The organism is Ammoniphilus sp. YIM 78166, from assembly GCF_004522215.1.
Taxonomy (GTDB): Bacteria; Bacillota; Bacilli; order Aneurinibacillales; family RAOX-1; genus YIM-78166.
The window spans coordinates 512,619-537,036 of record NZ_SDLR01000003.1; the positions used below are offsets into that span (position 1 = coordinate 512,619).

General features: G+C 44.7%; 27 protein-coding genes. 21 read left to right on the forward strand and 6 right to left on the reverse strand.

The window, feature by feature from the left end:
- Positions 1 to 128: 128 nt before the first annotated feature.
- Positions 129 to 542 carry a DUF309 domain-containing protein gene (locus EIZ58_RS14010; RefSeq protein ID WP_370297690.1) on the reverse strand — a complete coding sequence of 138 codons (414 nt, stop codon included), beginning with the start codon at positions 540 to 542 and terminating at the stop codon, positions 129 to 131.
- A gap of 145 nt (positions 543 to 687) precedes the next feature.
- Here EIZ58_RS14010 and EIZ58_RS14015 point away from each other — a divergent pair, with 145 nt between their 5' ends.
- Positions 688 to 1,125: a universal stress protein gene (locus EIZ58_RS14015; protein WP_134701412.1), complete on the forward strand. Its 438-nt coding sequence runs from the start codon at positions 688 to 690 to the stop codon at positions 1,123 to 1,125.
- 489 nt (positions 1,126 to 1,614) lie between these two features.
- Complete coding sequence (locus EIZ58_RS34845; protein ID WP_255438272.1) at positions 1,615 to 1,749, forward strand: hypothetical protein; 135 nt, start codon at positions 1,615 to 1,617, stop codon at positions 1,747 to 1,749.
- Between the two features lie 301 nt (positions 1,750 to 2,050).
- On the opposite strand, the gene EIZ58_RS14020 is transcribed toward EIZ58_RS34845, so the two are convergent.
- On the reverse strand, positions 2,051 to 2,476 hold the full coding sequence (locus EIZ58_RS14020; RefSeq protein WP_134701413.1) for a Fur family transcriptional regulator: 426 nt from the start codon (positions 2,474 to 2,476) through the stop codon (positions 2,051 to 2,053).
- A 186-nt stretch (positions 2,477 to 2,662) separates the two neighbouring features.
- On the opposite strand from EIZ58_RS14020, the gene cls reads away from it, so the two are divergent.
- Positions 2,663 to 4,243 carry a cardiolipin synthase gene (gene cls, locus EIZ58_RS14025; RefSeq protein WP_205672205.1) on the forward strand — a complete coding sequence of 527 codons (1,581 nt, stop codon included), beginning with the start codon at positions 2,663 to 2,665 and terminating at the stop codon, positions 4,241 to 4,243.
- 20 nt (positions 4,244 to 4,263) lie between these two features.
- Here the strand turns inward: cls and EIZ58_RS14030 are convergent, their stop codons facing one another.
- Together EIZ58_RS14030 and EIZ58_RS14035 are read right to left on the reverse strand one after the other, a co-directional pair.
- A complete protein-coding gene (locus EIZ58_RS14030) occupies positions 4,264 to 5,091 on the reverse strand; it encodes a M55 family metallopeptidase (RefSeq protein WP_134701414.1) in 828 nt (275 codons plus the stop codon).
- A gap of 76 nt (positions 5,092 to 5,167) precedes the next feature.
- A complete protein-coding gene (locus EIZ58_RS14035) occupies positions 5,168 to 6,799 on the reverse strand; it encodes a peptide ABC transporter substrate-binding protein (protein ID WP_134701415.1) in 1,632 nt (543 codons plus the stop codon).
- A gap of 164 nt (positions 6,800 to 6,963) precedes the next feature.
- Here EIZ58_RS14035 and EIZ58_RS14040 point away from each other — a divergent pair, with 164 nt between their 5' ends.
- Positions 6,964 to 7,674, forward strand: coding sequence for a gamma-glutamyl-gamma-aminobutyrate hydrolase family protein (locus EIZ58_RS14040; protein WP_134701416.1), 711 nt, complete (start codon positions 6,964 to 6,966; stop codon positions 7,672 to 7,674).
- A gap of 37 nt (positions 7,675 to 7,711) precedes the next feature.
- Here the strand turns inward: EIZ58_RS14040 and EIZ58_RS14045 are convergent, their stop codons facing one another.
- Positions 7,712 to 7,924, reverse strand: coding sequence for an alpha/beta-type small acid-soluble spore protein (locus tag EIZ58_RS14045; RefSeq protein ID WP_134701417.1), 213 nt, complete (start codon positions 7,922 to 7,924; stop codon positions 7,712 to 7,714).
- A gap of 110 nt (positions 7,925 to 8,034) precedes the next feature.
- Positions 8,035 to 9,543, reverse strand: a complete 1,509-nt coding sequence (locus EIZ58_RS14050; protein WP_134701418.1) for an S-layer homology domain-containing protein — start codon at positions 9,541 to 9,543, stop codon at positions 8,035 to 8,037.
- A 73-nt stretch (positions 9,544 to 9,616) separates the two neighbouring features.
- Here EIZ58_RS14050 and dapF point away from each other — a divergent pair, with 73 nt between their 5' ends.
- The 17 genes from dapF (at position 9,617) to cysC (ending at position 24,401) form a co-directional block, all read left to right on the forward strand.
- Positions 9,617 to 10,489, forward strand: a complete 873-nt coding sequence (gene dapF, locus EIZ58_RS14055) for a diaminopimelate epimerase (protein WP_134701419.1) — start codon at positions 9,617 to 9,619, stop codon at positions 10,487 to 10,489.
- 53 nt (positions 10,490 to 10,542) lie between these two features.
- Positions 10,543 to 10,881: a hypothetical protein gene (locus EIZ58_RS14060; RefSeq protein ID WP_134701420.1), complete on the forward strand. Its 339-nt coding sequence runs from the start codon at positions 10,543 to 10,545 to the stop codon at positions 10,879 to 10,881.
- A gap of 50 nt (positions 10,882 to 10,931) precedes the next feature.
- Complete coding sequence (locus EIZ58_RS14065) at positions 10,932 to 11,150, forward strand: hypothetical protein (protein WP_134701421.1); 219 nt, start codon at positions 10,932 to 10,934, stop codon at positions 11,148 to 11,150.
- A 105-nt stretch (positions 11,151 to 11,255) separates the two neighbouring features.
- Complete coding sequence (locus tag EIZ58_RS14070) at positions 11,256 to 11,756, forward strand: GNAT family N-acetyltransferase (RefSeq protein WP_134701422.1); 501 nt, start codon at positions 11,256 to 11,258, stop codon at positions 11,754 to 11,756.
- Positions 11,757 to 11,834: 78 nt separating this feature from the next.
- Positions 11,835 to 14,657, forward strand: coding sequence for a DEAD/DEAH box helicase (locus EIZ58_RS14075; protein WP_134701423.1), 2,823 nt, complete (start codon positions 11,835 to 11,837; stop codon positions 14,655 to 14,657).
- 19 nt (positions 14,658 to 14,676) lie between these two features.
- Positions 14,677 to 15,399, forward strand: coding sequence for a hypothetical protein (locus EIZ58_RS14080; protein ID WP_167577697.1), 723 nt, complete (start codon positions 14,677 to 14,679; stop codon positions 15,397 to 15,399).
- Positions 15,400 to 15,470: 71 nt separating this feature from the next.
- On the forward strand, positions 15,471 to 16,412 hold the full coding sequence (locus EIZ58_RS14085; protein WP_167577698.1) for an AEC family transporter: 942 nt from the start codon (positions 15,471 to 15,473) through the stop codon (positions 16,410 to 16,412).
- 43 nt (positions 16,413 to 16,455) lie between these two features.
- Complete coding sequence (gene mscL / locus EIZ58_RS14090) at positions 16,456 to 16,917, forward strand: large conductance mechanosensitive channel protein MscL (RefSeq protein WP_134701426.1); 462 nt, start codon at positions 16,456 to 16,458, stop codon at positions 16,915 to 16,917.
- Positions 16,887 to 17,189, forward strand: coding sequence for a hypothetical protein (locus EIZ58_RS14095; RefSeq protein WP_134701427.1), 303 nt, complete (start codon positions 16,887 to 16,889; stop codon positions 17,187 to 17,189). Before mscL ends, EIZ58_RS14095 begins: the two co-directional genes overlap by 31 nt.
- A 77-nt stretch (positions 17,190 to 17,266) precedes the next feature.
- Positions 17,267 to 18,184 carry a patatin-like phospholipase family protein gene (locus EIZ58_RS14100; protein WP_134701428.1) on the forward strand — a complete coding sequence of 306 codons (918 nt, stop codon included), beginning with the start codon at positions 17,267 to 17,269 and terminating at the stop codon, positions 18,182 to 18,184.
- 130 nt (positions 18,185 to 18,314) lie between these two features.
- Positions 18,315 to 18,947 (forward strand): precorrin-2 dehydrogenase/sirohydrochlorin ferrochelatase family protein, encoded by a 633-nt coding sequence (locus tag EIZ58_RS14105; RefSeq protein WP_134701429.1) that lies wholly within the window; start codon positions 18,315 to 18,317, stop codon positions 18,945 to 18,947.
- A 95-nt stretch (positions 18,948 to 19,042) separates the two neighbouring features.
- Positions 19,043 to 19,831, forward strand: a complete 789-nt coding sequence (locus EIZ58_RS14110) for a sirohydrochlorin chelatase (RefSeq protein ID WP_134701430.1) — start codon at positions 19,043 to 19,045, stop codon at positions 19,829 to 19,831.
- 60 nt (positions 19,832 to 19,891) lie between these two features.
- The gene (locus tag EIZ58_RS14115; protein WP_134701431.1) at positions 19,892 to 21,511 is read left to right on the forward strand and encodes a nitrite/sulfite reductase; all 1,620 of its coding nucleotides are present in this window, start codon (positions 19,892 to 19,894) and stop codon (positions 21,509 to 21,511) included.
- A 14-nt stretch (positions 21,512 to 21,525) separates the two neighbouring features.
- Positions 21,526 to 21,777 carry a DUF3906 family protein gene (locus EIZ58_RS14120; protein WP_240689085.1) on the forward strand — a complete coding sequence of 84 codons (252 nt, stop codon included), beginning with the start codon at positions 21,526 to 21,528 and terminating at the stop codon, positions 21,775 to 21,777.
- 108 nt (positions 21,778 to 21,885) lie between these two features.
- Entirely contained in the window at positions 21,886 to 22,605 is a 720-nt protein-coding gene (locus tag EIZ58_RS14125) for a phosphoadenylyl-sulfate reductase (RefSeq protein ID WP_134701433.1), read from the forward strand.
- 29 nt (positions 22,606 to 22,634) lie between these two features.
- Entirely contained in the window at positions 22,635 to 23,780 is a 1,146-nt protein-coding gene (sat, locus tag EIZ58_RS14130) for a sulfate adenylyltransferase (protein WP_134701434.1), read from the forward strand.
- Between the two features lie 15 nt (positions 23,781 to 23,795).
- Positions 23,796 to 24,401, forward strand: coding sequence for an adenylyl-sulfate kinase (gene cysC, locus EIZ58_RS14135; RefSeq protein ID WP_134701435.1), 606 nt, complete (start codon positions 23,796 to 23,798; stop codon positions 24,399 to 24,401).
- Positions 24,402 to 24,418: the final 17 nt, after the last annotated feature.

Sequence of the window (24,418 nt, forward strand, 5' to 3'; positions counted from 1 at the left end):
GAGCACCTCACTTCGTTTTTTCGAGATTTTGGCTGATTTTAGCCTGGTTTTTAAAAGAGCGGTCCAAACCTTGTAATTCACGCCATTTGGTCACAAACCAAGTCACTCATTCCTCACCTCAAACCCATTTAATACTTATCCTCCTCCGCGACCCCTTCGGGAACACAGTTCAAAGCCAGCTCCTCTAGCTTCGGATCTATGATCTCAATCGTAAGGTCATAGAAGGGAAAAGGAGCGGTATCATAGCACTTGAGTTTTTCCAAATAACGTGTTACTTCATCATAAAGCTTTTCTTTGTTGATCCCTAATTGTCCAATCCAGGGTTCGTTCTGTTTGGCAAGAGCTTGCTCAAGTAATTTTATCGCTCCTGTGATATTTCCATTTCGGAAATGGTAAAGCCCCACGGCAACCTGAAGGAGGCTTTGCAACAGTTTATTTTTCCCCTCAAGCAGCCAATACTCCTCCATCACTTCATGGCATTCATAGTAGTCCCGCTGATCATTAAAGTAGTAGAGATATTCCACATAAAGTCGATCGTACATCAGGCGTCCCTCCTCAACTACCATTACACCAAACAATGGAAAAAAACACAATTCGTTCACAGCTATTAAATTTATTAAGAGGTATAATAAAGGTGTAGTTAAGAGGTATAAGATGTTAATGATTCCTTGGGGGAGGATGATGAAGATGTTAACCGTATGTTCACGTATTGCTGTTCCTTATGATGATTCCGAGATGAGTAAAAAAGCGTTGGAAACGGCCATTATGCTTGCTAAACAAGATGACAGAATTGAGATTGATGTTTTAACGGTCATCAATGTTCCGACAACACTCGCCTATTATGGCGCCTATAATGATGATCGCATCCGCGAGTCTCATCTAGCAGCTGCGAAGGAAATGATGAATGCGGTGGAGGAAAAGCTCAGTGCGCTTCCTAATAAGACGAGATCCTTTGTTTTAGAAGGAAGTCCTTCACTTACGATTGTGGAATTTATTAAGCAAAACGACTCAGACCTCGTGGTTATGGGTAGCAGAGGTCTAAGTGGACTACAAGAATTATTCTTGGGCAGTGTCAGCCATTATGTTGTTCAGAAGTCCACTTGTCCTGTCTATATTGTAAAGTAAGGGTAGGGAAGAGGCACCGACAACAATCGGTGTCTTTTTAACGCTTCATAACCGTCATAACCCAAAACGAAAAAAATACTTTACAAGTGGAAAATAATACTATATTATTCCTATAGAGCAATAATAAATCTAACCAATCAGAAAGGAGTTGTGACCAATATGACGATGAATACTTTTTCTTCATGCCCCACAGCCGTAGTCGTGCCTTATGCAGTTGGTCATGATCTTCCGGAGTATGGTTATTCAGTGATGAAGGATAGATAGGCTATTTAATATAGCTCTAGCTCTAATTTGTCTTGATTACCCGGAAGACCAGTGGAATTATCCAATGGTCTTTTTTATATTTTTATAAGGGGTAATACCAATATAACGAAAAAGGAGGAGATGTTCATGATTTTAGCTGCTATCGTCCCATGTAAATTGATTCAAGAAAAGGTGCTAGACGGCACCTGAATAAAGATCTATTAAAATTCAGGAGGGTTATTTACCATGTCTATAAACTTTATCTTCTTCACACTAATTATTAAGAAAAAGAAGAAAACCGCTCAAACTCGATATGAGGAACAAGTCCTAACTTCGATGGAGCACAAGCGCAATGAATTTTTCTCAAGCTATACTTTATAAGAAAAGCTTCTATTGAAGCCCACTCGAAGATGTTATCGAATCCTTTTTTAGCGGAAGCTTTTCATGCCTCCAGGAAAGTTTAATACGCTTTAACGCTTTTGCGAACTTAACTTTCCTTCACGGTAAAAAAAACTTCTATTGAAGTATTTTCAGGGTAGCCAGACCACCTTTATAGGAAGTTTTTTATGCGTTTAAGAAAGTTTATTCACTTTAATGCTTAAGAGAAGTTAAACTTTCTTAAACAGTAAGGAAAACCAAAAACCTAGGTCGAATGAACATTCTGCCTAGGTTTTCTTGTATATTAGGAGGTTTCTTTGCAGTTTTCACAGAATCCCTTCAGTACGACTTCCTTGGCTACGAAGTCGAAACGGGCGGCCACTTGTTCAGAAGGGAAAATCCGAACCTCCTCTTCATCAATGTCTTCCATCCTCCCACAGGAGTAACAGAGAAAGTGGTGATGGTCTTTTTCTGCCATTTCAAATCGGGAGGCCTCTCCAAAGTGGTATTCTCTAAGAATACCCATCTCGTGCAAGGAGTGGAGTGTGTTATAAACGGTTGTAAAAGAAAGAGTAGGAAACTCCTTTTTCATAAACTGAAAAATTTCTTCTGCGGTGGGATGATCGAGCTTAAGGAGGACATTAATGATCGCTAACCTTTGAATGGTGACGCGGCCACCTTTTTCCTTAATTTTTTCTATCACTAGGTCAATCATGTTCTCCTTCATCATGTGTGTACCTCCAAATATGCTTTCATCTATTTCACCAATGATGTTAGTATTAATATTAAGTATATAATGTATGTGTAATAATTACAAATAAAAATCGTTTAAATTAATGGAACAGATTTTTGTGAAATGGGGAAACCTGTAAACAGTGGAAGGCCCCCGCGGTTCTAAGCAGAAGGGAGCAGCCAGATGCGGTCAAAAACTAGTTTACTGATTTTTTTGCTTGCTGGGTTTTTTATGGGGGTTTATTATCATTACCTGTTGGAGCAACTGTCCGGATTAGCGACCTTTGCTCATATTTCCTTGGACAGAGACTCGGCTTTCTGGAAAATTATCACCTATCTAATCACCCATTTATTTACGATATTATTCACATTATCTATTTTTTTAATAGGCTCCATCATTGTATTAGAAAATCGGAATCCCTCAAGGACAGTGGCCTGGTTAGTCATTTTAACGATCTTCCCGATCATTGGCTTTATCATTTATATATTTGTGGGGCGCAACATTCGAAAGAGGAGGCGTTATAAAGACAAAACGATCGACTTAAACGAGTTGCAGCATATTATTGATCTTCCGTATGACTTAAACGATATCAATGATGTTAAAGCACTGAAGTCAAAGCCGGATCGCATCGTAAATTTTCTTCTCTATAATGCAAGTTCACCCATGACTCGCTTTAATAAGGCAACGATTCTTACCAACGGGGATGAAACTTTTTCTGCGATGTTCAGAGAAATGATGCAGGCAAAGGACCATATTCATTTTATCTCCTTTATCGTGCGAGATGATGATATCGGTCAGGAGCTAAAAAAAATCTTTATTCATAAAGCGCGGGAAGGAGTAAAGGTACGGGCTATTTTTGATGGACTGGGAAGCCGAAAGCTCCCGCCACACTATATTGAAGATATGCAGGCAGCAGGGGTCGAGGTCGTATCCTTTTCGCCCATTATCTTTCCGTACCTTCGAAAGGTGAATTATCGGAATCACCGTAAGATCGCCGTTGTCGATGGACGGGTGGGGTTTGTAGGCGGGTTAAACGTAGGAGACGAATATTTGGGAAAGCATAAAAGACTAGGTTTCTGGCGAGATACTCACATGATGGTGGAAGGGGATAGCGTATACTTTCTGCAATTAATCTTTCTCTTAGACTGGCGGTTTACAACCGGGAAGAATGTGTATTGCCAACAATATTCGTTCCCGCGTCACAACGTTCAAGAGCAGCTTCTCATCCAAATTGCAGCCAGCGGACCTGACTCCGACTGGGAATACATTATGAAGGTTTACTTTTCCATGATTACACAGGCCAGGCGGACCGTTTATATTACAACGCCTTATTTAATCCCTGACGACAGTATTCTTATGGCGTTGAAAACCGCTGCCTTAAGTGGGATTGATGTCCGAATTATCGTTCCCGGTATTCCGGATCACTTGATCGTATACTGGGCCTCACGTTCTTATTTTCCAGAGCTGTTAGAGGCCGGAGTGCGGATCTATACGTATCAGAAGGGGTTTATTCATGCCAAAATCATTGTGGCAGATGGGGAAATCGCAACCCTGGGAACAGCCAACTTAGATATACGAAGCTTTCATCATAACTTTGAGGTGAGTGCCGTGATTTATGACACGGAGGTGGCCCAGCGGTTAGAACGGGATTTTCAACAGGATCTAGAGGACAGTAAGGAAGTGATTATGGAGGAATTGTACAATAGACCGATGAATCAAAAAATCAAGGAATCAATGGCTAGACTGATGTCCCCCTTGCTCTAATAGCCAAGGGGGTCTTTATTTTAGCAGAACTCAACCGTTCCTGCCAAATTAATCATCGCTCTCATGACCTTATATAATTCATATTGATCTTGTGCTTGGAACGTGACATGGGTCGTTCCTACTCGGTACTCAGTACCTGGCACGATAGCGGCCATTTCTGCCTGCCCCGTGTGGGCAAACTCAATAGCAAGCTCAAGGGGCACCTTCACGCCTAGAGGAGTCAGCAAAGGCACGCTGGTTAAGGCTTGTTTTGTTTTTTCTTTTAACTCTCTTGCGCTTGCAGAAAGAGAGAGGCAGGCTGCAGAGGTTCGCGATACGGCTCGTTTAACAATAGCCGTCGAGATAGAAGGGCAAAGCTCGATTGCCTCCTGGGCGATTTGGTCGTCACCCGATACAAAACAGACAGGCACACCACAGAGTGCCGCATAGATGGCGTTGAATCCAAATTCACCGACGACTTGTCCATTTACATAAAGGTTCTTAATCACGCCAGACATGGTGTGGCTCAACACGCCCGGAATTCCGTGGCGGGCATGATATCCGACAAAGAGGGCCGCATCAAAGCTGGAATCAAGACCTTCCATCATGGAGAAGTTGCGAGGGGACCCACAGAGCAAAGTAGCCTGGGGATGAAGCTCTTCAATCAAGAGATTTGACATTTTATAATGGCTGTCTGCTACAAGAATTTCGGTGGCACCAAACTCTACGGCAGCTTCGATAACGGCATTGACATCGTGCGTCATGAGACGACGACCTCGCTCATAATTTTTTCCTCGATCAGGATCGATATAGCTTGGATCAATAATGCCGGATATTCCTTCCATATCGGCTGAGATATACAGTTTCAAGGATATCACCTCATTTAGCATGTATGTAACGAAAGAAGGCATATGGAAAACCATATACCTTCTTTCTTAAAGCTTATTATTCAACATAGGCCCATTTCAAATCAACGTTACCCAATCCATCCATATAAACGTCCTTCACGTTGTCAGCCTTCAAGTAGGAGTACGTGTAGTAGTAAATCGGGATGATCGGCATTTCATCCATTAGGATGGCTTCGGCATCTTTCATCAGCTGCTGACGCTTCTCAGGGTCAGTTTCGGAGTAAGAAGCCTTAATCAGCTCATTGTACTTGTCAGAAGTCCAAAGCGTGTTATTGTTTCCTTGTGGAACCGTGTATAGCTCGAGGAAGTTGATCGCATCGTTAAAGTCACCTAACCATGCCATACGAGCGACCTGGTAGTTAGCCTTCTGCACGTTTTCTACGTGAACCTTCCACTCGGTATTCTCAAGCGTTACATCTACGCCCAAGTTTTGCTTCCACATGTCTTGAACAGCTTGTGCAATCTTCGCATGGGCTTCACTTGTATTGTAGGAAAGAGTAATGGCCGGAAGCTTATCGTAACCGGCTTCTTTCATTCCCTCTTCAAGAAGCTTCTTCGCTTCTTCTACGTTATGGTCAGGGAAAATACCCTTTTCATTATCAGGGAACATCGTAGGCGGTACATAAGCCATCGCAGGAAGCTGTCCACCTTGCGTTACGTTTTCTACTAAGCTATTGCGGTCAACCGCATAGGCAAAAGCCTTACGAATTTTAGCATTGTCAAATGGAGGCTTCTGGGTATTTAATTTATACATGTAAGTTCCTGCAATCGGAACAGTGGTCATGTGTCCGTCTGCTTTCAACTTCGGCATAGCTTCAGTGGGAAGGGAGGAGAAAGGAGATCCTGCCCAATCTAATTCACCGTTTTCGAACATGCTTAACTCTGTGTTTGTATCTTCAATGATCGCCATTTCTACGCGAGTCATCTTTACCGTTGCTGCATCCCAGTAATCTGCATTCTTTTCCATCACGACTTGGCTGCCATGATCCCACTTCGTTAGCTTGTATGGTCCGTTACCAACATACGAAGCAGCTTCTGCATGCCAGGTTGCACTCGCTTCAGCAACTTTTTGATTCACGGGGAAGAAGGTAGCAAACGCAGTCAACTCTAAGAAGTAAGGAGTTGGATTTTCTAGCTTGACTTCAAGTGTTTTTTCATCAAGAGCCTTTACGCCAAGCTGATCTAATGGAAGTTCGCCATTTTTTACTTTCTCAGCGTTTAGAATAGGGTACATTTGGTAAGCGTACTCAGATTCATTAGCAGGATCTAATGCCCATTTCCATGCATATTCATAATCATGAGCAGTTACAGCGTCCCCGTTGGACCATTTAAGATCGCGCAGCTTAAAGGTGTATGTTAATAAGTCGTCGGAAATTTGAATATCTTCAGCAGCAGCCGGTTGTGGCTTGCCATCTTGCCCTACACGAGTTAATCCTTCCATTAAGGACTTGAGGATCATGAGGGAAGTTGAATCTGTAGCTTGAGCTGGATGTAATGTAGGCGGTTCAGCGTGGATATTGACACGAAGAACGCTTTCTTTATTTTCTGCTGGTTTTTCCCCTTCAGCAGGCTTCTGTTCTGGCGCCGTTTGGTTACCGCCGCCACATGCCGTAAGGACCATGCTCATGGAAAGCGTTGCACTCAACATGGTGTAGAGCTTCTTTTTCATCAAAGTACCCCCTCTAATTATCTGATAATTCTGGAGTGATAGCCTCACAAATCGTATTGTATCATGGATTTTTTGAGAAATAAATATAATTATCATAAAAAAAGCATGGTATTTCGTAAAAAATTGTTCTAATTAACAATATAACCACAGAGAGGACGATGGAAATGAGACCCCTGATCGGAATAACTGCTTCTTTGGACGGAACAAAGATTCAAGTACAGCGGGAAAATAGTGATGCTATTAGTATAGCCGGAGGTCTTCCTTTTATCATTCCGTATCTAGAAGAGGAGCAAAGTATTCAGGATTTGGCCCAACGTTTAGATGGATTACTGCTGACAGGAGGGGGCGATATTGATCCGTTTTTATTTGGGGAGGAGCCTGTCCCAGGGTTGGGTTCCATTACACCCGAGCGTGATCGACTGGAAATGGCTTTGATTAATGAAATGTTAAAGCAGAACAAGCCGATTCTCGGGATATGTCGCGGATGTCAGATCCTTGGCATTACAGTGGGGGGGAGTATGTTCCAGGACATATATACCCAGATAGACGATTCACTTCTCCAGCACGCGCAAAAAGCACCGAGGTATCACGTTTCTCATCTAGCTCTAATCCAGGAAGGAACCCTTCTCCATCGCATAATGGGGGAAAAGCAAATCAAGGTCAACTCGTTCCATCATCAGGCGATCCGTGGGGTGCCTGAAACATTTCGCATTTCAGGTGTCGCCACGGATGGAGTGGTTGAGGCCATAGAGAGTTTGGAGCACTCCTTCGTTTTAGGTGTTCAATGGCATCCGGAAGATTTATACACAAAGCATCCTTATATGCTCAAGCTTTTTCTTGCTTTCGTTAAAGCTTGTAAAGAGCTGAAAAAATAAAGGGAGCCCCCGCAGGAGCTCCTTATTCCATGGTTTATTATTGAATTCTTTGCCCAGCAAGAGCTTGCTCAGCGAATTGTACAAGACGCTTAGTGATTTCTCCACCGACAGAACCATTAGCGCGAGCAGTTTGCTCTGGTCCAAGTTGAACTCCAAATTCTTGAGCAATTTCGAACTTCATTTGGTCAAGAGCTTGAGCAGCACCAGAAACTAGCTTTTGGTTTGAGTTACGGCTTTCGTTTTGTTGCATTTGAAATTCCTCCTTGAATTTAGTTTGATTTGATAAGAGAGGTTCAATGCCACTACTAGTATCTTGTCACTAAATCGGAAGAATATAATTAGAAAAATTTTACAATCGTTCTATTGCAGGATCCGATTGATCATGACCGCCGCTTCGGCTCTTGTGACGGTTTGATTCGGTCGGAACGTCTTATCTGGATATCCAGATAGGACTCCTGCTAGTTGAAGCTTGAGGATGTCTGCACTAGCCCAGTGACCCGTAATATCCCTAAAGTCACCCGCTTGAGTAGTTGGGGTTACACTAAAGCTGCGGGCCAGGGCTGCAGCTAACTCTGCTCGCGTGATGGGTTTGTCTGGACGAAAGGTTAGATCAGGATATCCTTTCATCATCCCATATACGGAAATAGTACTCACAAAAGGATAGGACCAACGGGTTGGAGCCACATCGAGAAAACGGGCGTCCGACTTGATGTCAAACTTTAAGGTTTGGGTAAGAATCGTGGCAACCTCTTCTCTAGAAATCGCATTCGTTGGTTTATATGTCCGATTCTGATACCCTTTGATCAAATTCCGCTCATTCATGGCTAAGATATCTTTTTTAGCCCAGTGATGATGAATATCGATAAAAGGACCTTGATGAGTTAAAGCTGTCCATAGGCTAGTATCCTCTTGACCCAGATGCCATGCTCCCCAGCCTCTAAGCCCATATGTTTCAGCCAGTTGGATGCGTTCCTGAATAGTTTGCGCATTGTCAAACCAGATTTCATAGGTGCGTCCTGTTGTCTGATCCTTAAAGCTAGAGCGTAGCGTTCGATGCACGGTATCAAACTCGACCTTTGCGTTGTTTCTTGTGATGAGATTCATGGCCTGGGAGTAATAAATACCCATCCCTTTTTCCTTATCACTCCAATAACGACCGTAGAATGGAACAGCCAGGATTAATTTTTCTTTTGGAATCTTTTTGCTCAAATACTGTATTGACTCTTCCACCCAGGACAAACCGGCCACGGGACCTGCCGGGCCATTGGGGTAGCTTTGGTCGTAGCCCATAATCACAACGGTATCTACAAGTTTGCCAATCGCTTCAAAATCATAAGATCCTACCCATCCCTTTGTGGTGTCGGATCGAGCAGGAGCCACAGCAATACTGACCGTTTTTCCATGTGGGTGTAGCTTATCACTAAGACGCTTTAGAAATTGGGTTTGCAAGCTCCGCTCTGCATAGGTTAAATTTTCAATGTCCACATTGACGCCATCTAAATCATGGCGCAAAACAGCTGCCGCCAGATCATCGGCTAATTTTTGTCCATTTTTCATCGCCTGGATCCCTATTTGCTGATCCCAGTGGTTACTGATAAAGGGTGTAATCTTATATCCTTTTTGCTTCGTGTAAGCGACAAACTCTTTGTCCACGCCAACAATGAGTTGTCCGTCTTTACTTAAATTAAAGTAATTCGGAGAAACGGTCCCCACATGGCCGTTAGTCCTTTCCAACTGTTTTTTATAGTTGCTAGAGTTTGAACCATAGAGGTAAATTAAATTATTATGGTTCGGCGATTGTGCAGAGACGTGGAAAGTGGTTAAACTTACAAGTAGAATAAAAAGCCAGCCTATCAACCATTTTTTCATCTGTTTCTCCCCTGCATTTGATATAACTATCTTAATAAAAGGCTAGAGAAGGGGTCACCCGGTAAAATTAGGAATGGAGTGTGAAGGAAGAGTGAAATTTACTAAAATGCACGCATTAGGCAACAATTATATTTACGTGAACTGCTTTGAGGAGGCATTGGATGAAAATCGGTTGCCAGATATTGCTAAAGAAGTGTCTAGGGTAACCACCGGAATTGGTTCCGATGGCATGATTCTGATCTGTCCCTCCACAGTGGCAGATTTTAAGATGAGAGTTTTTAATAATGATGGTTCCGAAGCGAAAAATTGCGGAAATGGTTTACGATGTGTCGCCCGTTATGTGTACGATCGAGGGTTAACTCAGCGAACTCAATTTTCAATCGAGACGCTTGGCGGAATCGTACAAGCTCAAATTAATGTAACAGGTGAACACGTTTCTAGCATTACAATCGACATGGGAGTTCCCGGATTGAAAAAGAAGGACGTTCCAGTGCAGGGAGATCCTGAGTCCGAGACGATTCATGAAATCCTGCGGTTTAAGGATTCGGAATACGCCGTAACGGCTTTATCCATGGGCAATCCGCATGCCGTCATCTTTACAGAAGATGTTTTGGCTATAGACGTAGCTAAAGAAGGAAAAGAAATCGAGTGGTCTCCTTTATTCCCGGAACGGGTAAACGTAGAGTTCATTCAGGTCGTAAATCCTAACGAAATTATTTTTCGAGTGTGGGAGCGGGGATCTGGCATCACACAGGCCTGTGGCACAGGGGCTTGCGCTGCGGTGGTGGCTGGAATACTTAATGGTAAGCTGCAAAGAGACCAGCCGGTAACGGTTCATTTACTAGGAGGGGATTTGGAGATCACCTGGTCTAACGATGGCCGAGTATGGATGACCGGACCTGCTGAGTTTATCGCCGATGGTGTTTTTTATCTGAAAGAAAGCTAAATAGACATCCTAAACCTTACAGCCTGTACATATAATGTACCGAGGTGAGAAGAATGAAGGAGTCATCCAATGCAATGCAAGGGTTTATTCTGCTTGTTTTTGTTATCAATCTTGCCCTCGCTGTCTCGATCCTGACACCCCAAGGGCATCTAGATTTACAAAATGTCGTAGATAGCCTCGATATGGAAGCTGTATCAGCGCCCTATGCAGTGGATCCGCCGATTCCCGATATGAACCTGGAATGGAGACCTGTTGAACAATTTTTGGATGGCGAATGGCGAGTGGAAAAGTACCAGGAATTTGAAATTTATCTCAGTCCTACGGGTGAAGTTCTCAAGGAAGTGCCCACGAATCATTTTAATTATCTAAGATATTGGCGTTATGAGAAGTAATATGATATTATCAGTTGATGAATGTACATACTGCAAGGAGGAAAAAGCAGATGACAATGGATGCCGTCAAGAATGAACCGATGGCGAAGAAATCGGAAGTGAAAGCTTACGAAGAATGGGTAATTGGCAGCCGAAATGCGGTTTGGTACACAGATTACCTGGCAGAGGTTCAGCGCTTAGAAAAGGGAGATTCTACTCTACTAGAGCCAAGCCATCTAACCAAGGCCGTTCTTAAACAGAAGCTTCAAGGTTACATCGCTTATCGTTAAGAGTACAAAAAACTTTTACAGAAGACGCCGCGGCTGCGGCGTTTTTCGTGTATAATGGAGTTTATCGATAAGTCACAGTTGGACAAGCAGGAAGGATGATGTTCCTTGAAGCTGGAATTAAGAACAACGATTCACGCCCGAGAGGTGTGGAAAATGCTAGAGTATTGGGTGAAGGAACCAGCACTTCAGAAACACGAAGAGCATTGCGAGTGGCTTGAGGACACCGTATTTCATATAAAAGAAGGCTCAGTGGAAGTAACGGAAAAGCTGCAGAACCCCCCAGACTATTTGTTTTATATGATTTATCACAAGGAGGAGCACGTCGGCTTTGTGGAGGCTTTCTCCAGACCTTTTGATTTTTATGGCTTGTCTATCGATATTACGTCGATCTGTGTGTTTGATGAACATCGGGGAAAAGGAATTGTAAAAGAGGCACTCCAGCTATTAATTAATCAATTATTTGACACCTTTCCCAACGCCCGCCACATCAGCTGCCAAACGGGCCTTGACAACAAACCGATGGTGAGGCATTTAACGGAACTTGGATTTCAACGAAAAGACTCCACCAAGATCGGCGAAATTTTCCTATATGAGAGGAGCTCCTAAGATTAAGTGAGCTTCTTTTTTTTTTGACCCAGATTTCTGGTATAATAAGGGTATGCTTTTACGGATGAGGTTCTACATATGATTACTCTACATGGTACGTATATATCCAATCAAATGGGTGAAGAACAGGCGTTTGGTCTTTGGGCAGAGCGAGAACAGAAGAAATGCGGCCTTCCTTCTGCCGTTCAAGAGCTCTTAGACGATTTGATTGTGGAAGAAAAAGACGAAGTCGTTTACTTGTCACGGATTGGGATGGCAAGGGGCTTGGAAGAACTAACCCAGAATAACCTGGAGGTATCGGAGGAGCTACGCTTTTGGATGGAATTGTATTATTGGGTCCGATCGTTAGCCGCCAGAGGACAGTTTTCTCCAGGCTTAGTTCGGGAAAAGGATCAAATCTATGCCAAGTGGAGGATTCAAGTCACTGACCCAAGGGAAAGAGAATTCCTAGCAGATTGGGGGAATAAGGGGGAAGCCTTTATCCCAGAGGGGAGGGACTCCTCGGAATGGATTTTAGGGTTCGCCCATGACGTGATGGATGGCTATGTCCGAGAAGTGATTAATACCAAGATCTCACTTAAGAATAGTCAGCTGGGCAAGCTTCTTAAATTCAAACCCTTTTATCTTCATGAGGAATGGCTACACCGTCTTTGTATGGAAGAACACATCGCAGGTTCAGGCGCGAGGTGGGAAGAGCTTTATCGCGCTTTTTTGGACTGGGTGGATGAAGATGACGTGAAGAAAGAGATCCTTGGCAAGTGTTGCTTTCGACTTGAATCATCAGCGGATCCTTCCGTTTGGTATCTCCGCTTTTACTTGCTTCAGCCTTCAGGTGAACTATGGACCTGGTCTCAGATGAAAGACACAAAAGTACGACATGCCTTCTTAGGGGATTTAGCTCATGCATCCGCATTGGTTTTTGCCGATCAAGAAGGGATGTGGGATCATCCTCCGTTCTACAGTCAGCTTACGATGGAGGAAGCCTATCGTTTCCTGAAGCACAAGGCCCCCCTGTTGCGTGAACAGGGATATGCCGTCTATGTGCCTTCTTCGTTGCTAGCTAGAGAAACCAGCCGAGTGAAGATGAACATTAACTACGAGGATTTCGACCCAGGAAAAGGAGGACTCGAATCCCTACTTCACTTTGATTTTAACCTTGCTTTAGGAGATCAGAATCTCTCGTGGGAGGACTGGGAGCAGCTGGTTCGTACGCAAGATCCTCTCTTTCGCTTGAATGGAAAATGGGTAGAACTAGACCCGGACAAATTAAAACAGACGGTCCAATGGCTAGAACAGCACAAGAAGAAGACTACACTTACGCTCCGTGATGTTTTATATCTTCACGCTGCGTCAGACGATGAGGAGCTTTCTCCCATCGAAGTGGTGGATACAAAGGGTTGGCTAGAGAATTGGATCTCTATGAGCGCCAAGGGGTTGGAGGAGTTGTCCCCTCCTGACTATTTTCAAGGAGAATTGCGTCCTTATCAGCAATTGGGAATGTCATGGCTGATCCACCTAAGAAGATGGGGGGTCGGGGCCTGCTTAGCTGATGATATGGGTTTGGGCAAGACCATTCAGTTTTTGGCGTATTTGGCCTACTGCAAGGAGCAGAAATGGGTAAAACAGCCATCGTTATTGATTTGCCCAACCTCTGTGCTTGGTAATTGGCAGCGAGAGATACAACGTTTTGTTCCTGACTTGTCGGTTCATATTCACCATGGTCCTGATCGGTTGTCAGGGGAGGAATTCGCTAAAAAAATTGAGTCGGTGGACCTAGTCATTACGACCTATTCACTTATTCAGCGAGATTATGCAGATTTAACCTCACTCTACTGGGATGGGGTGATCTTAGATGAAGCCCAACATATTAAAAATATGGCATCCATTCAGACACGGGCAATTAGACAATTGTCCTGTCACCATCGCATTGCTCTGACAGGGACGCCTATAGAGAATCGCCTAAATGAACTGTGGTCGATTCTAGACTTTTTAAATCGAGGGTTTTTGGGAAGCCAGACGGTCTTTCGCCGTCAGTTTGGCCATCCTATCGAAAAGGGAGGAAACCGAACTCGCTTAGACACGCTGCGAAAGCTTGTCAGTCCTTTTATCTTACGACGCTCGAAATCAGATCCTACAGTGATCAGTGATCTGCCCGATAAAATTGAAAAAAAGGAATACTGTTACTTAACAACGGAACAAGCGGTGCTCTATGAGAAAGTGGTCGAAGAGTTGTTAAATAAAGAAACAGGACGGGTCGGGCTCGAAAGAAAAGGACTTATTTTGGCTGCCATCGCAAAACTAAAGCAAATCTGCAATCATCCCTCCCTCTTTCTCCGTGAAACGACCCTTCAAGGGAATCGTTCCGGAAAAATGATGCGGCTTCGCGAGCTGATAGAAGAAATGGTCGCCGAGGGGGACCGGATCTTGCTGTTTACCCAATTCGCTCAAATGGGCCACTTGTTAAAAAGTGAGCTAGAGAAGCAGTGGGGCTTTCCTGTTCCTTTTCTTTACGGAGGACTGAATAGAAATCAGCGTGACGTGATGATCAACGAGTTCCAAGAAGGGAAAGGCTCTCCTCTGTTTCTCCTCTCGTTAAAAGCGGGGGGAATCGGGTTAAACCTGACTCGTGCCAACAGAGTCATCCACTTTGACCGTTGGTGGAATCCAGCGGTAGAGAACCAAGCAACCGATCGGGCCTTTCGGATAGGCCAAACGAAAACAGTCCATGTGCACAAGTTGGTTTGCATGGGGACGATCGAAGAAAAAATTGACCTCATGATTGAACGAAAAAAAGGATTGGTGTCCGATATTATGGGTCAGACGGAAGCTTGGATTACGGAGTTATCCTCTAGTGAATTGCGAGAACTTCTTGCACTGAGGAACCAACTCATTGAAGAATAAAGTGAACGGGGGAAGAGGTTTGGCTAAGAGCAATACCCCATGGTTTGCAAGTGAATGGCTCCAATATTGGGAGAGAAAAAGTCAACCCTCCCGCTGGAACAAGGCTAAAGCCCTCCTTAGGCAAAATCAAATTACAGACCTTCAAATCGAGGAATGCCGGGTTCGTTCTCAGGTCAAGGAGGATTCAGTTTCTCGTACCGTTCAAGTAGACATCGAGATCAAGGGACTATCTCCTGAAGAAAAGGACGAGGTACTTTCCATGTACCTCTCTCAACCTGCTCTGATCATGCGTGTGTATAGTGGAACGATTACGGAAGAAGAAGCGTTTTCCGCACCTTTTTCATTAGGGTTTTTCTTGCCTCGTACTGCTGCTGCCTGCAGCTGTGGAGAGAGAATGCAACCCTGCCTGCACATTCTAGCGACGGTATGGGCGGTGGCCGAGCGCGTGGAGGAAGATCCCTCTTCGTTCCTCCTTATGAACGGGGTACCTTGGGAACTCGTGCTGCAGCATTTAGGAGAACAGGAGGGAATGGAAAAAGCTCCACGCTCTGCAGCCGATCAATATAAGATGGTGCCGCTTCCTGAAATCAAGGGAATACCAGAGGGGAAAAAAAAGCAGATGCAAGTAACCCCTCCGTTTTGGACTTCACCATTCCCTTATGTTTTTATTATGCAAGAAATTTACGATAAGGTAGTCCAGGAGGCTCGTCATGCCTCCGCGAACTACCAGCGAAAAGGGTAGCACCATACCGCTTATCGGAATACTCACCAACTATATCTATGTACATAGATATAGCTTGGAGGTGTTTTCTCGTGAGCGGTTTTTCCTCTTTTTTTCAAGAGCTCTTCGTCTTATACGCTTTGATCGGGATCGGAGCGGCTGCAAAAAAAGCATCCATACTATCCTCACATGCTGATCAAGCGTTGACTCAGCTGGTCTTGTATATTACTCTTCCAGCCTTAATTTTATATTCTATGGATTTTCCTCTGACGCTGGCCTTAATCGGTCAGTTAGCATGGCTACTAGCTCTATCCTGCTTTGCTTTAGGGACGGCGACTGTCCTTGCGCGTATGTGGGTCCAATGGTTTCCTAGCCCTCTAGAGAGAAGAGGAGTCACGCAGGGGCTTATTGTGTTTGCCAACCAAGGTTTTTTGGGCTATGCCATTTGTTACGCTCTTCTCGCGGAAACCGGGATTGCCTATGCCACTCTCTTTAATCTGCCTTATCTCATCTTGATTTGGACCTATGGGGTTTACCTGGTAGCCCGGGTCAAGCCGTCTTTTTCTTGGAGGACCATTGTACTCAATCCCGGAGTGTTTGCGACTTTGGTCGGAGTTTTTCTGCTTGTGATCCCGATGAGCTGGCCTACCTCGGTAAACCATCTATTATCGACCTTAGGTACGACTACTGTCCCCCTGTCCATGGTGCTACTGGGGAGCTTACTTGGCAATTTAAAATTTGCTCACTTGTCTAGTTTGCTTCGGAACCCTCAGCTGTGGGGCGTAGCAACACTCAGGCTACTTGTATTACCGCTTTTGTTGTTTCTTTTTCTACCATTCGGACTGGACCCTAGCGTTTTACTCGTAGCTGTTCTCATTACGGGCATGCCCTCTGCGCCAACGACGTCCTTGTTTGCTCAAAAATATGGGGCAGATGCCACCTGGGGTTCGGTAGGGGTGTTGATCAGCACCTTTTTCGCTTTTATTACGATTCCCTTGCTTTATTGGCTTCTTACCTTGTTCATTACAACATAGGATGAACTAGGACGAGATCGAATGATAAGAAGGGAGACCAGGCTTGAACTGGCTAACAGATTTTAAAGAATTCATTAAGCGCGGCAATGTTCTAGAGCTTGCTATTGGCGTTGCAATAGGTACAGCGTTTAATCGAATTGTCACTTCCTTGGTCGAAGACATACTAATGCCGCCCATTGGGTTATTTGTCGGAGGGGTGGATTTCTCGCATCTTCGTATTCCACTGGAAGCAGAAGTCACTATAAACTATGGGAGCTTCGTCAATCACGTCATCCACTTTTTGATCATTGCTTTAAGCTTATATCTGGTTTTTCGTACCGCTTCTTCCTTGCAAAGAAGATCTATAGAAAGGACGCCGCCGATGAAGAGCTGTCCGATGTGCTACTCGCAAATTCCACGTGATGCAAAGCGTTGTTCATTTTGTACATCCTACTTAATACGTAGTAACGTTAAAAAACAAAGGAGTAATCGAGAATGGCATTCGGCATCAAACGAGAGGAACTAAATGAATGGAAACGAAAAGTGAAAGTAGGCGAGCTCGCCTTTTTAACTCACTATTGGCAGCACCCTCGTTTTCCAGACTTGAAGACGGTCACGAAAGCAGGATGCAGCGATATTGACCGCTTACTTCATTGGGGAAAGCAGTATGGCCTCAAAAAGGAGTGGATCCACTATCGCGCAGGGTATCCCCATTTTGATTTACTTGGGGAAAAGCAGCAAGAAATATTGATCCAAGAGGGTTTGTCTAGCCATCTGTCCCGCTTTAGAATGAAATAAAAATATTTTCTGGTTTTGGTATACTCCTTTTTTTGCTCCGATACAATGTATCAGGCAGCAAGAAGGAGGGTTCATCCATGAAGGTTGATGCAGTATTTGAAGGTGGGGGCATTAAGGGGCTTGCCTTTTTAGGGGCCATTGAGAGGCTGGAGGAGGCCGGTTATGAATGGGAACGAACAGCAGGAACCTCTGCCGGCTCGATCATGGCGGCCCTATTAGCCGCTGGATTTACGGCAAAAGAAACGAAACAGCTCTTTCTCCAGTTTCCATACGAACGCATTGAGTATCGAACAGGCATTTGCCGGGTGCCTTATGTAGGACGATGGGCTAGTCTAGCTTTTTATAACGGCATTTATAACTTATGCACACTTGAAGACTGGCTGACCACGGAGCTGAGGAAAAAAGGGAAGCTTACCTTTGGCGATCTGCCCAAGGATAAATTAAAGATTGTGGTGGCGGATATTACGCAAAATCGCATGGTCGTTTTTCCTGACGATCTTCCATCCTATGGAGTTGACCCCCTTCGATTCCCCATTGCCCGAGCGGTTCGAATGAGCAGCTCCATTCCCTTTTTCTTTCGCCCCTTGTCACTGGCTGGCAACGTCATGGTGGATGGAGCCATTCTCAGCAATTATCCCATCTGGCTTTTTGATCGGGAGGGCGCACCGCGCTGGCCCACCTTCGGGTTTCGGTTACCGAGCAAAAAGAGAGTCGAAGAAGAGCCGACAAAGGTCAGAGGGCCCCTGCAGCTTGCCATTGCTGTTGTACGCACGATGATGGATGGCCACGATAATCGCTATATCGATGTACACAGTGCCGCTCGAACCATCTTTATTAAGGATATTGAAGTCGGACTTACTCAATTTAATCTAAGCTTGGAAGAAAAAGAAAAGCTGGTGCAACTGGGGCGAGAGTCTGCCGATCGCTTTCTAACGAAATGGAATTTCGAGAAATATATTAAGCTTTACCGTCCTGTTCGAAAAACAATTATATAGCAGCAATCAATAGAAGACCGTCTGGGGAAAGCTTAACCTAGATGGTTTTTATTGTGTATTTGATGACAGGAATGTTAACATGGAAAACAGAGCACGATCAGCCAACTATTGAAGAAGGGTAAGAGAAGAGATGAAAGATTATCCCATTATGCTTAGACTTGCGGGAAAGCGCTGTGTTGTGGTGGGCGGAGGCAAAGTGGCCGAGCGGAAAATTAAAAGCTTGTTGTCAACGGGAGCAGCCTTAGTGGTCGTAAGTCCGGTTTCTACGGAAAAGATCACGGAGTGGGCAACTACTGGTCAACTTCAGCTTCTTGCTCGTCCGTTCGAGAACAAGGACTTGGACGGAGCCGTTCTCGTCATTGCAGCAACCAATCAGCCCGAGATCAATTTAGAGATCTATCAAGCGATTCAACCCTATCAGTGGATTAATGTCGTGGATCGTCCTGACCTTTGTTCCTTTACTGTACCAGCGACACTTGAACGGGGAGATATTCAGATCGCCGTCTCTACAGGCGGCAAGAACCCAGGGTTAGCTAAAAAATTACGCAAGCAGTTGGATCAGTGGATCGGCGAGGACTATGAAGAGTATGTTCATTTCTTGGGGAGCACTCGCCAACAGGTTTTGAGCTTAGGATTGGACAGCGAACGAAAAAAACAGTTGCTTCAAGAGCTATTGGATGATCGCTTTCTTTACTGGACTCAAGAGGGAAACCTTGAGAAACGGGACGAAGAAGTTCGAAAATTGATAAACCGACTCAATTAGTGGGTATTAAAAGTCAGTATTGACAACAACAGCTGATTAAAATATATTATTCTTATCTAGTAAGTCGGAATTAAAAGTGGAGAGGAGGGGTGTGTATGGATAAGACGGGAATTCTTGTGATCTCTCACGGTTCGCGTGACCAGGGCTGGGTGGAAATGATTGAACATGCGGTAGCGTTAGCGGGTACAGATTACCCTACGGAGACTGCTTTTTTGGAGCTGGTGGCTGGCAAGTCGATAGAAGACGGTGTCCGTAAGCTGGAGTCAGAAGGAATCAACCGGATCTTGGTGGTGCCCTTATTCTTAACCATGGGCAGCACACACTTGCATGAAATCCAATATGCTTTAGGTTTGTTGCCGGAATCCCCCATACCTACTGATCTCGAGCGGATTCATCCTAGGGCCCATATGGTTTGGTGTTCACCGCTTGAATCCCATCCCTATGTGCTAGCCATCTTAGAAGAGCGAATTCAACAGATCAGTGTGGAGCCCTCTCAGGAAATCCTGCTTCTGATTGGACACGGCAGTGATGTAGAAGGATTTCATGAGCGCTGGGAGAAATTATTGAGTAATATCACCTCTAGGCTGCAAAAGCGCTTTGGGTTTCTCCATGCCACGCATGCTACGTTTCACCCTGATAATATACAGGAGCGTGCACAAGCGCTTGCTTCCCATGGCAGCTTAATCGTCTTGCCCTTTTTCATGAGCGAAGGCTATTTTACTAAGTCCGCCATCCCGAGAAGACTCAGAGGACTGCAGACCCTCTATGAAGGCCATGCCTTGCTTCCACACGCGCTGGTAAGTGCTTGGATTCAAAATAGTGTGAGGTCCTGTGATAAAGAGGTTGACGATTTTGAAAGCTTAATATACACTTTAAACCATTAAAACATACTCATAAACTCTGAATTAAGAATAGAGACAAGGAATTGGGGAGAGTGAACGAAAATGGCTGCTGACAGACAATGGAAATGGGCGAATGACCCGAAACTGAACAAAATGGAGATTGCCAAACTTGAAAAAGACGGCTTAGATGTTATTGATACAATCATTAACAAGTATGCCGTTGAGGGTTTTGACTCCATCGAAGGAATGGACATGGACCGTTTTAAGTGGGCTGGCGTCTATCAACAAAAACCAAAAGATGGCTATTTCATGATGCGAGTTCGCGTTCCCGGCGGAATTATGACAAGCGAACAGGCCCGTGTAATGGCACAAATTGCAAAAGATTATGGCCGTGATCTCGTGGATGTTACCACCCGACAAGCCATCCAGTTCCATTGGTTGACCGTACAATCATTACCTGACATCTTTGAAAGATTGGCTTCTGTTGGCATGTCCTCGTTTGAAGCCTGTGGGGATTGCCCGCGTACCATCGTGGGAAATCCATTGGCCGGTATCGATCCGAATGAAGTGATGGACACTCGTCCGATTGTGGACGAAATGGAAAGATTCTTCCTTATGAATCGAGAGTACTCGAATCTTCCTCGTAAATATAAAATATCCATTTCGGCAAACGTCTTTAATACCGGGCATGCCGAAATCAACGACTTAGCCTTTACTCCAGCAAAGAAAGTGATCAATGGAGAAGAAGTCATCGGATTCCACGTATGGGTTGGCGGCGGCTTATCTGCTAAACCTTACTTAGCTCAGAAGCTGAATGTTTTCTGCAGACCGGAAGAAGTGGTAAGGGTCGCTGCAGCGATTACAGAGGTTTATCGAGATAATGGATATCGTGAAAAACGCACCCATGCTCGCATCAAGTTCTTGATCGCAGACTGGGGAGTTGAAAAGTTCTTAGGAGAACTAGTGAAAATCACCGGGGAACTAGAGACTGTTGGTGAAGATCTGACTAAAGGATGGAACGCTGGCTATTTCTACGGCCTTCATGAGCAAAAGCAGGAGGGACTATACTATGCAGGGTTGTCTGTTCCCGTTGGCCGGATGAATGCAGAGGAATTAGTAGAACTTGCTCGCTTAGCGGATGTATATGGGGATGGCACGATCGGCGCATGCAACTCCCAGAACGTCCTCATCCGCAACATATCTTCGGATAAAGTCGAAGCGTTTAAGCAAGAGGCGATCCTTCAAGAACGCTTTAAGCTTGCGCCAAGCACCTTTGTTGCCTATTCTGTAGCCTGTACAGGGAATGAGTATTGTAATCTAGCGGTAGTTGAGACGAAAGAGCGGATGCGTTCCCTGGCTCAATATTTAGATGATACCGTCGATTTGGATACACCACTTCGCCTTCATATGGTCGGTTGCCCGAACTCCTGTGGTCAGCGTCAGATTGCAGACATTGGATTCCAGGGTGCGTTAGTGAAAACGGAGCAAGGCATGGTGGACGCGTTTGACATTCATGTAGGCGGTACACTAGGCATTGATGCCCGCTTTAACCAGAAGCTCAAGGCGCGTGTGAAGGCTGACCAATTGGGTCCAGTAGTCGCTCAGATGATTGGCGTATACAAAGAAGAGCGTCTAGAGAACGAAGAATATTGGAAGTATGTAGATCGTGTAGGGGTCGAACACATTCAAGCGACTGTTGATCGTATCCTTGTTACTGCGTAAGTTTCCTTGAAGGAGTGAAGGATTTGGCTGAACAACAACCTGAACAAGAATTTTATCTTTATAAACTTGAAGCCGTCCTTGAAGAAAACAAACTGATGACCATCATTGTGATGGCTGACTCGGATGCCAAGGCGTTTACGTATGCGGAGAACAACCTTCTTCGGCATACGATCGCCCCGCCGCGGGTCAAAGAGCTCAGCATTGTACAGAAAAAGCCGATGACTCGAGGTGGAGTGGGTTACGTTGTAGAGACCCTTCAGTTTTAATGAGGAGAGAACGTTTCTCTCCTTCTCACTTCTTTCAAATTAAACCCGACTATTCGCATATGATTATATAAATAGACCAATATCTCTACATAAAGGAGGAGGTAAGGGATGAGTACCGAAACGATTTCGTTCCATACTTTGCAAGATGAGGATTATGAACGGATTAATGCAGAACTAGCTGCAAAAGATACCTTAGATGTTCTTCGCTGGGCGTATCAGACTTTTGAAGACGAGTTAGTTTATGCTTGCAGCTTTGGGGCTGAAGGGATGGTCTTGATCGACTTAATTTATAAGGTTCGTAAGAATGCGAAAATTATTTTCTTAGATACCAATAAGCACTTCAAGGAAACGTATGAGCTCATTGATCGCGTTAAGCAAAAATATCCTGAGCTTCGCATCGAACTTCAAGAACCGGAATTGACGCTGGAGCAACAGGCCAAGGAACATGGAGATGAACTATGGAAAACACAACCCGATCTCTGCTGTCAAATTCGTAAGATTCAGCCGTTGAACAAAGCCTTAAAAGGATCACGTGCTTGGCTGTCTGGATTGCGCAGAGAGCAGTCGCCGACTCGAGCAAACACACAGTTTGTGAACAAGGATCGAAAATTCGAGTCCTTGAAAATCTGTCCGCTCATCCACTGGAAGTGGGAGGATGTTTGGAATTATATTAAACTGTTTGATCTCACTTACAACGTGTTGCATGATCAAGGCTACCCTAGTATCGGCTGCGAAACCTGTACCTTGCCGGTTACGGATGGCGGCGATTCAAGAGAAGGTCGTTGGGCTAACTCTAAGAAAACAGAGTGCGGCTTGCATTTATCATAAATCTAAAAACAATTCGGGAGGTATTTCTTATGAGCTTAAGTCAACCACATGGCGAAACCTTAGTAAATCGCATTGATTTGGAATTAGATTATTCTACCGTGACAAAAGAAGTAGAACTAGATGGCTTTGCCCTATCTGACCTTGAATTAATCGCTATCGGTGCGTATAGCCCGATTACAGGCTTCTTGACCGAGAAGGACTATATCTCAGTCGTTGAAACCATGAAACTAAGCAGCGGGCACGTATGGAGTGTTCCGATCACGTTGCCAGTGAGTGAAGAAGAAGCAGGGCGTTTGACTCTAGGCGACCAAGTCAAGCTAGTCCACAAAGGATCCGTGTATGGGGTCTTAACGTTAGAGGATATCTATCGCCCCAATAAGCTAAATGAAGCCGAGAAGGTGTATCGTACAACCGACGAAGCCCACCCGGGTGTGAAAAAGCTTCTCGAAAGACCTACTGTTTATCTTGGGGGTTCCATCGTATTGGTACAACGCCCTGAGGTTAACCAATTTAAGGAGTTCTACCTCGACCCTGTAGAAACCCGAGCGGTATTCCAAGAAAAAGGCTGGAAGACGGTTGTTGGTTTCCAAACCCGTAATCCTGTTCACCGTGCGCATGAATATATTCAAAAAGCAGCCATGGAAATCGTGGATGGATTGTTCCTAAACCCACTTGTAGGCGAAACCAAATCCGATGACATTCCTGCAGATGTAAGAATGGAGAGCTACCAAGTATTACTGAAAAATTATTATCCACAAGAACGTGTATTCCTTGCGGTGTTCCCCGCAGCGATGAGATACGCTGGACCACGTGAAGCGATTTTCCACGCGATGGTTCGTAAAAACTACGGTTGCACGCACTTTATTGTTGGACGCGACCATGCAGGAGTAGGAAACTACTATGGAACATACGATGCTCAGCTAATTTTCAACAACTTCACGGCAGAAGAGCTAGGCATCCAACCCTTATTCTTTGAGCATAGTTTCTATTGCAAGAAGTGCGGCAACATGGCTTCTACGAAAACATGCCCACATGGTGCAGAAGACCGTTTAATTCTTTCCGGTACGAAAGTAAGAGAAATGTTAAGCAAGGGTGAAATTCCTCCAGTGGAATTTAGCCGCAAAGAAGTAGTTGAAGTCTTAATCCGCGGTATGCGCGTTGAATCTTACACATAGAAAAGAGGGGTAATGATGGCGAATCAAGCAGCAACGAATATCGTCTGGCATTCTGCGACCGTGACAAAAGATGATCGTCAGACATTAAATGGGCATAAAAGTTGTGTTCTCTGGTTTACAGGATTATCGGGTGCCGGTAAATCCACGCTAGCGAATGCGGTTGAAAAGCGCCTATATGAACTCAACAAGCGGACGTATATCTTAGATGGAGATAACGTACGTCACGGATTAAATAAAGATCTAGGATTTAGTGCAGCCGATCGGACGGAGAATATCCGTCGGATCGCGGAAGTGTCCAAGCTTTTTGTCGATGCTGGCCTGATTTCGGTAACGGCCTTTATCTCACCGTTCCGCGAAGATCGTCAAGTGGCCCGTGACCTCTTGGCACCAGGAGAGTTTATTGAGGTTTATGTAAAATGTTCGTTGGATGAATGTGAAAACCGTGATCCGAAAGGCTTATATGCCAAAGCCCGCAAAGGTGAAATCCCTAACTTTACAGGCATTTCTTCCCCTTATGAGGAGCCGTTAGAGCCTGAGTTGGTGGTCGAAACGGATCTATTAAGCTTAGAAGAAAGTGTGGAAAAGGTGATTTCGTACCTTCAATACCGCAATATTATTTAAAAGACCGGGCTTCCCGG

Coding starts and splice junctions, on each gene's coding strand:
- EIZ58_RS14010 (WP_370297690.1), bottom strand. CDS start 542: ATGTACGATCGACTTTATGTGGAATATCTCTACTACTTTAATGATCAG.
- EIZ58_RS14015 (WP_134701412.1), top strand. CDS start 688: ATGTTAACCGTATGTTCACGTATTGCTGTTCCTTATGATGATTCCGAG.
- EIZ58_RS34845 (WP_255438272.1), top strand. CDS start 1,615: ATGTCTATAAACTTTATCTTCTTCACACTAATTATTAAGAAAAAGAAG.
- EIZ58_RS14020 (WP_134701413.1), bottom strand. CDS start 2,476: ATGATGAAGGAGAACATGATTGACCTAGTGATAGAAAAAATTAAGGAA.
- cls (WP_205672205.1), top strand. CDS start 2,663: ATGCGGTCAAAAACTAGTTTACTGATTTTTTTGCTTGCTGGGTTTTTT.
- EIZ58_RS14035 (WP_134701415.1), bottom strand. CDS start 6,799: ATGAAAAAGAAGCTCTACACCATGTTGAGTGCAACGCTTTCCATGAGC.
- EIZ58_RS14040 (WP_134701416.1), top strand. CDS start 6,964: ATGAGACCCCTGATCGGAATAACTGCTTCTTTGGACGGAACAAAGATT.
- EIZ58_RS14045 (WP_134701417.1), bottom strand. CDS start 7,924: ATGCAACAAAACGAAAGCCGTAACTCAAACCAAAAGCTAGTTTCTGGT.
- EIZ58_RS14050 (WP_134701418.1), bottom strand. CDS start 9,543: ATGAAAAAATGGTTGATAGGCTGGCTTTTTATTCTACTTGTAAGTTTA.
- dapF (WP_134701419.1), top strand. CDS start 9,617: ATGGAGTGTGAAGGAAGAGTGAAATTTACTAAAATGCACGCATTAGGC.
- EIZ58_RS14060 (WP_134701420.1), top strand. CDS start 10,543: ATGAAGGAGTCATCCAATGCAATGCAAGGGTTTATTCTGCTTGTTTTT.
- EIZ58_RS14065 (WP_134701421.1), top strand. CDS start 10,932: ATGACAATGGATGCCGTCAAGAATGAACCGATGGCGAAGAAATCGGAA.
- EIZ58_RS14075 (WP_134701423.1), top strand. CDS start 11,835: ATGATTACTCTACATGGTACGTATATATCCAATCAAATGGGTGAAGAA.
- EIZ58_RS14095 (WP_134701427.1), top strand. CDS start 16,887: ATGGCATTCGGCATCAAACGAGAGGAACTAAATGAATGGAAACGAAAA.
- EIZ58_RS14100 (WP_134701428.1), top strand. CDS start 17,267: ATGAAGGTTGATGCAGTATTTGAAGGTGGGGGCATTAAGGGGCTTGCC.
- EIZ58_RS14105 (WP_134701429.1), top strand. CDS start 18,315: ATGAAAGATTATCCCATTATGCTTAGACTTGCGGGAAAGCGCTGTGTT.
- EIZ58_RS14110 (WP_134701430.1), top strand. CDS start 19,043: ATGGATAAGACGGGAATTCTTGTGATCTCTCACGGTTCGCGTGACCAG.
- EIZ58_RS14115 (WP_134701431.1), top strand. CDS start 19,892: ATGGCTGCTGACAGACAATGGAAATGGGCGAATGACCCGAAACTGAAC.
- EIZ58_RS14125 (WP_134701433.1), top strand. CDS start 21,886: ATGAGTACCGAAACGATTTCGTTCCATACTTTGCAAGATGAGGATTAT.
- sat (WP_134701434.1), top strand. CDS start 22,635: ATGAGCTTAAGTCAACCACATGGCGAAACCTTAGTAAATCGCATTGAT.
- cysC (WP_134701435.1), top strand. CDS start 23,796: ATGGCGAATCAAGCAGCAACGAATATCGTCTGGCATTCTGCGACCGTG.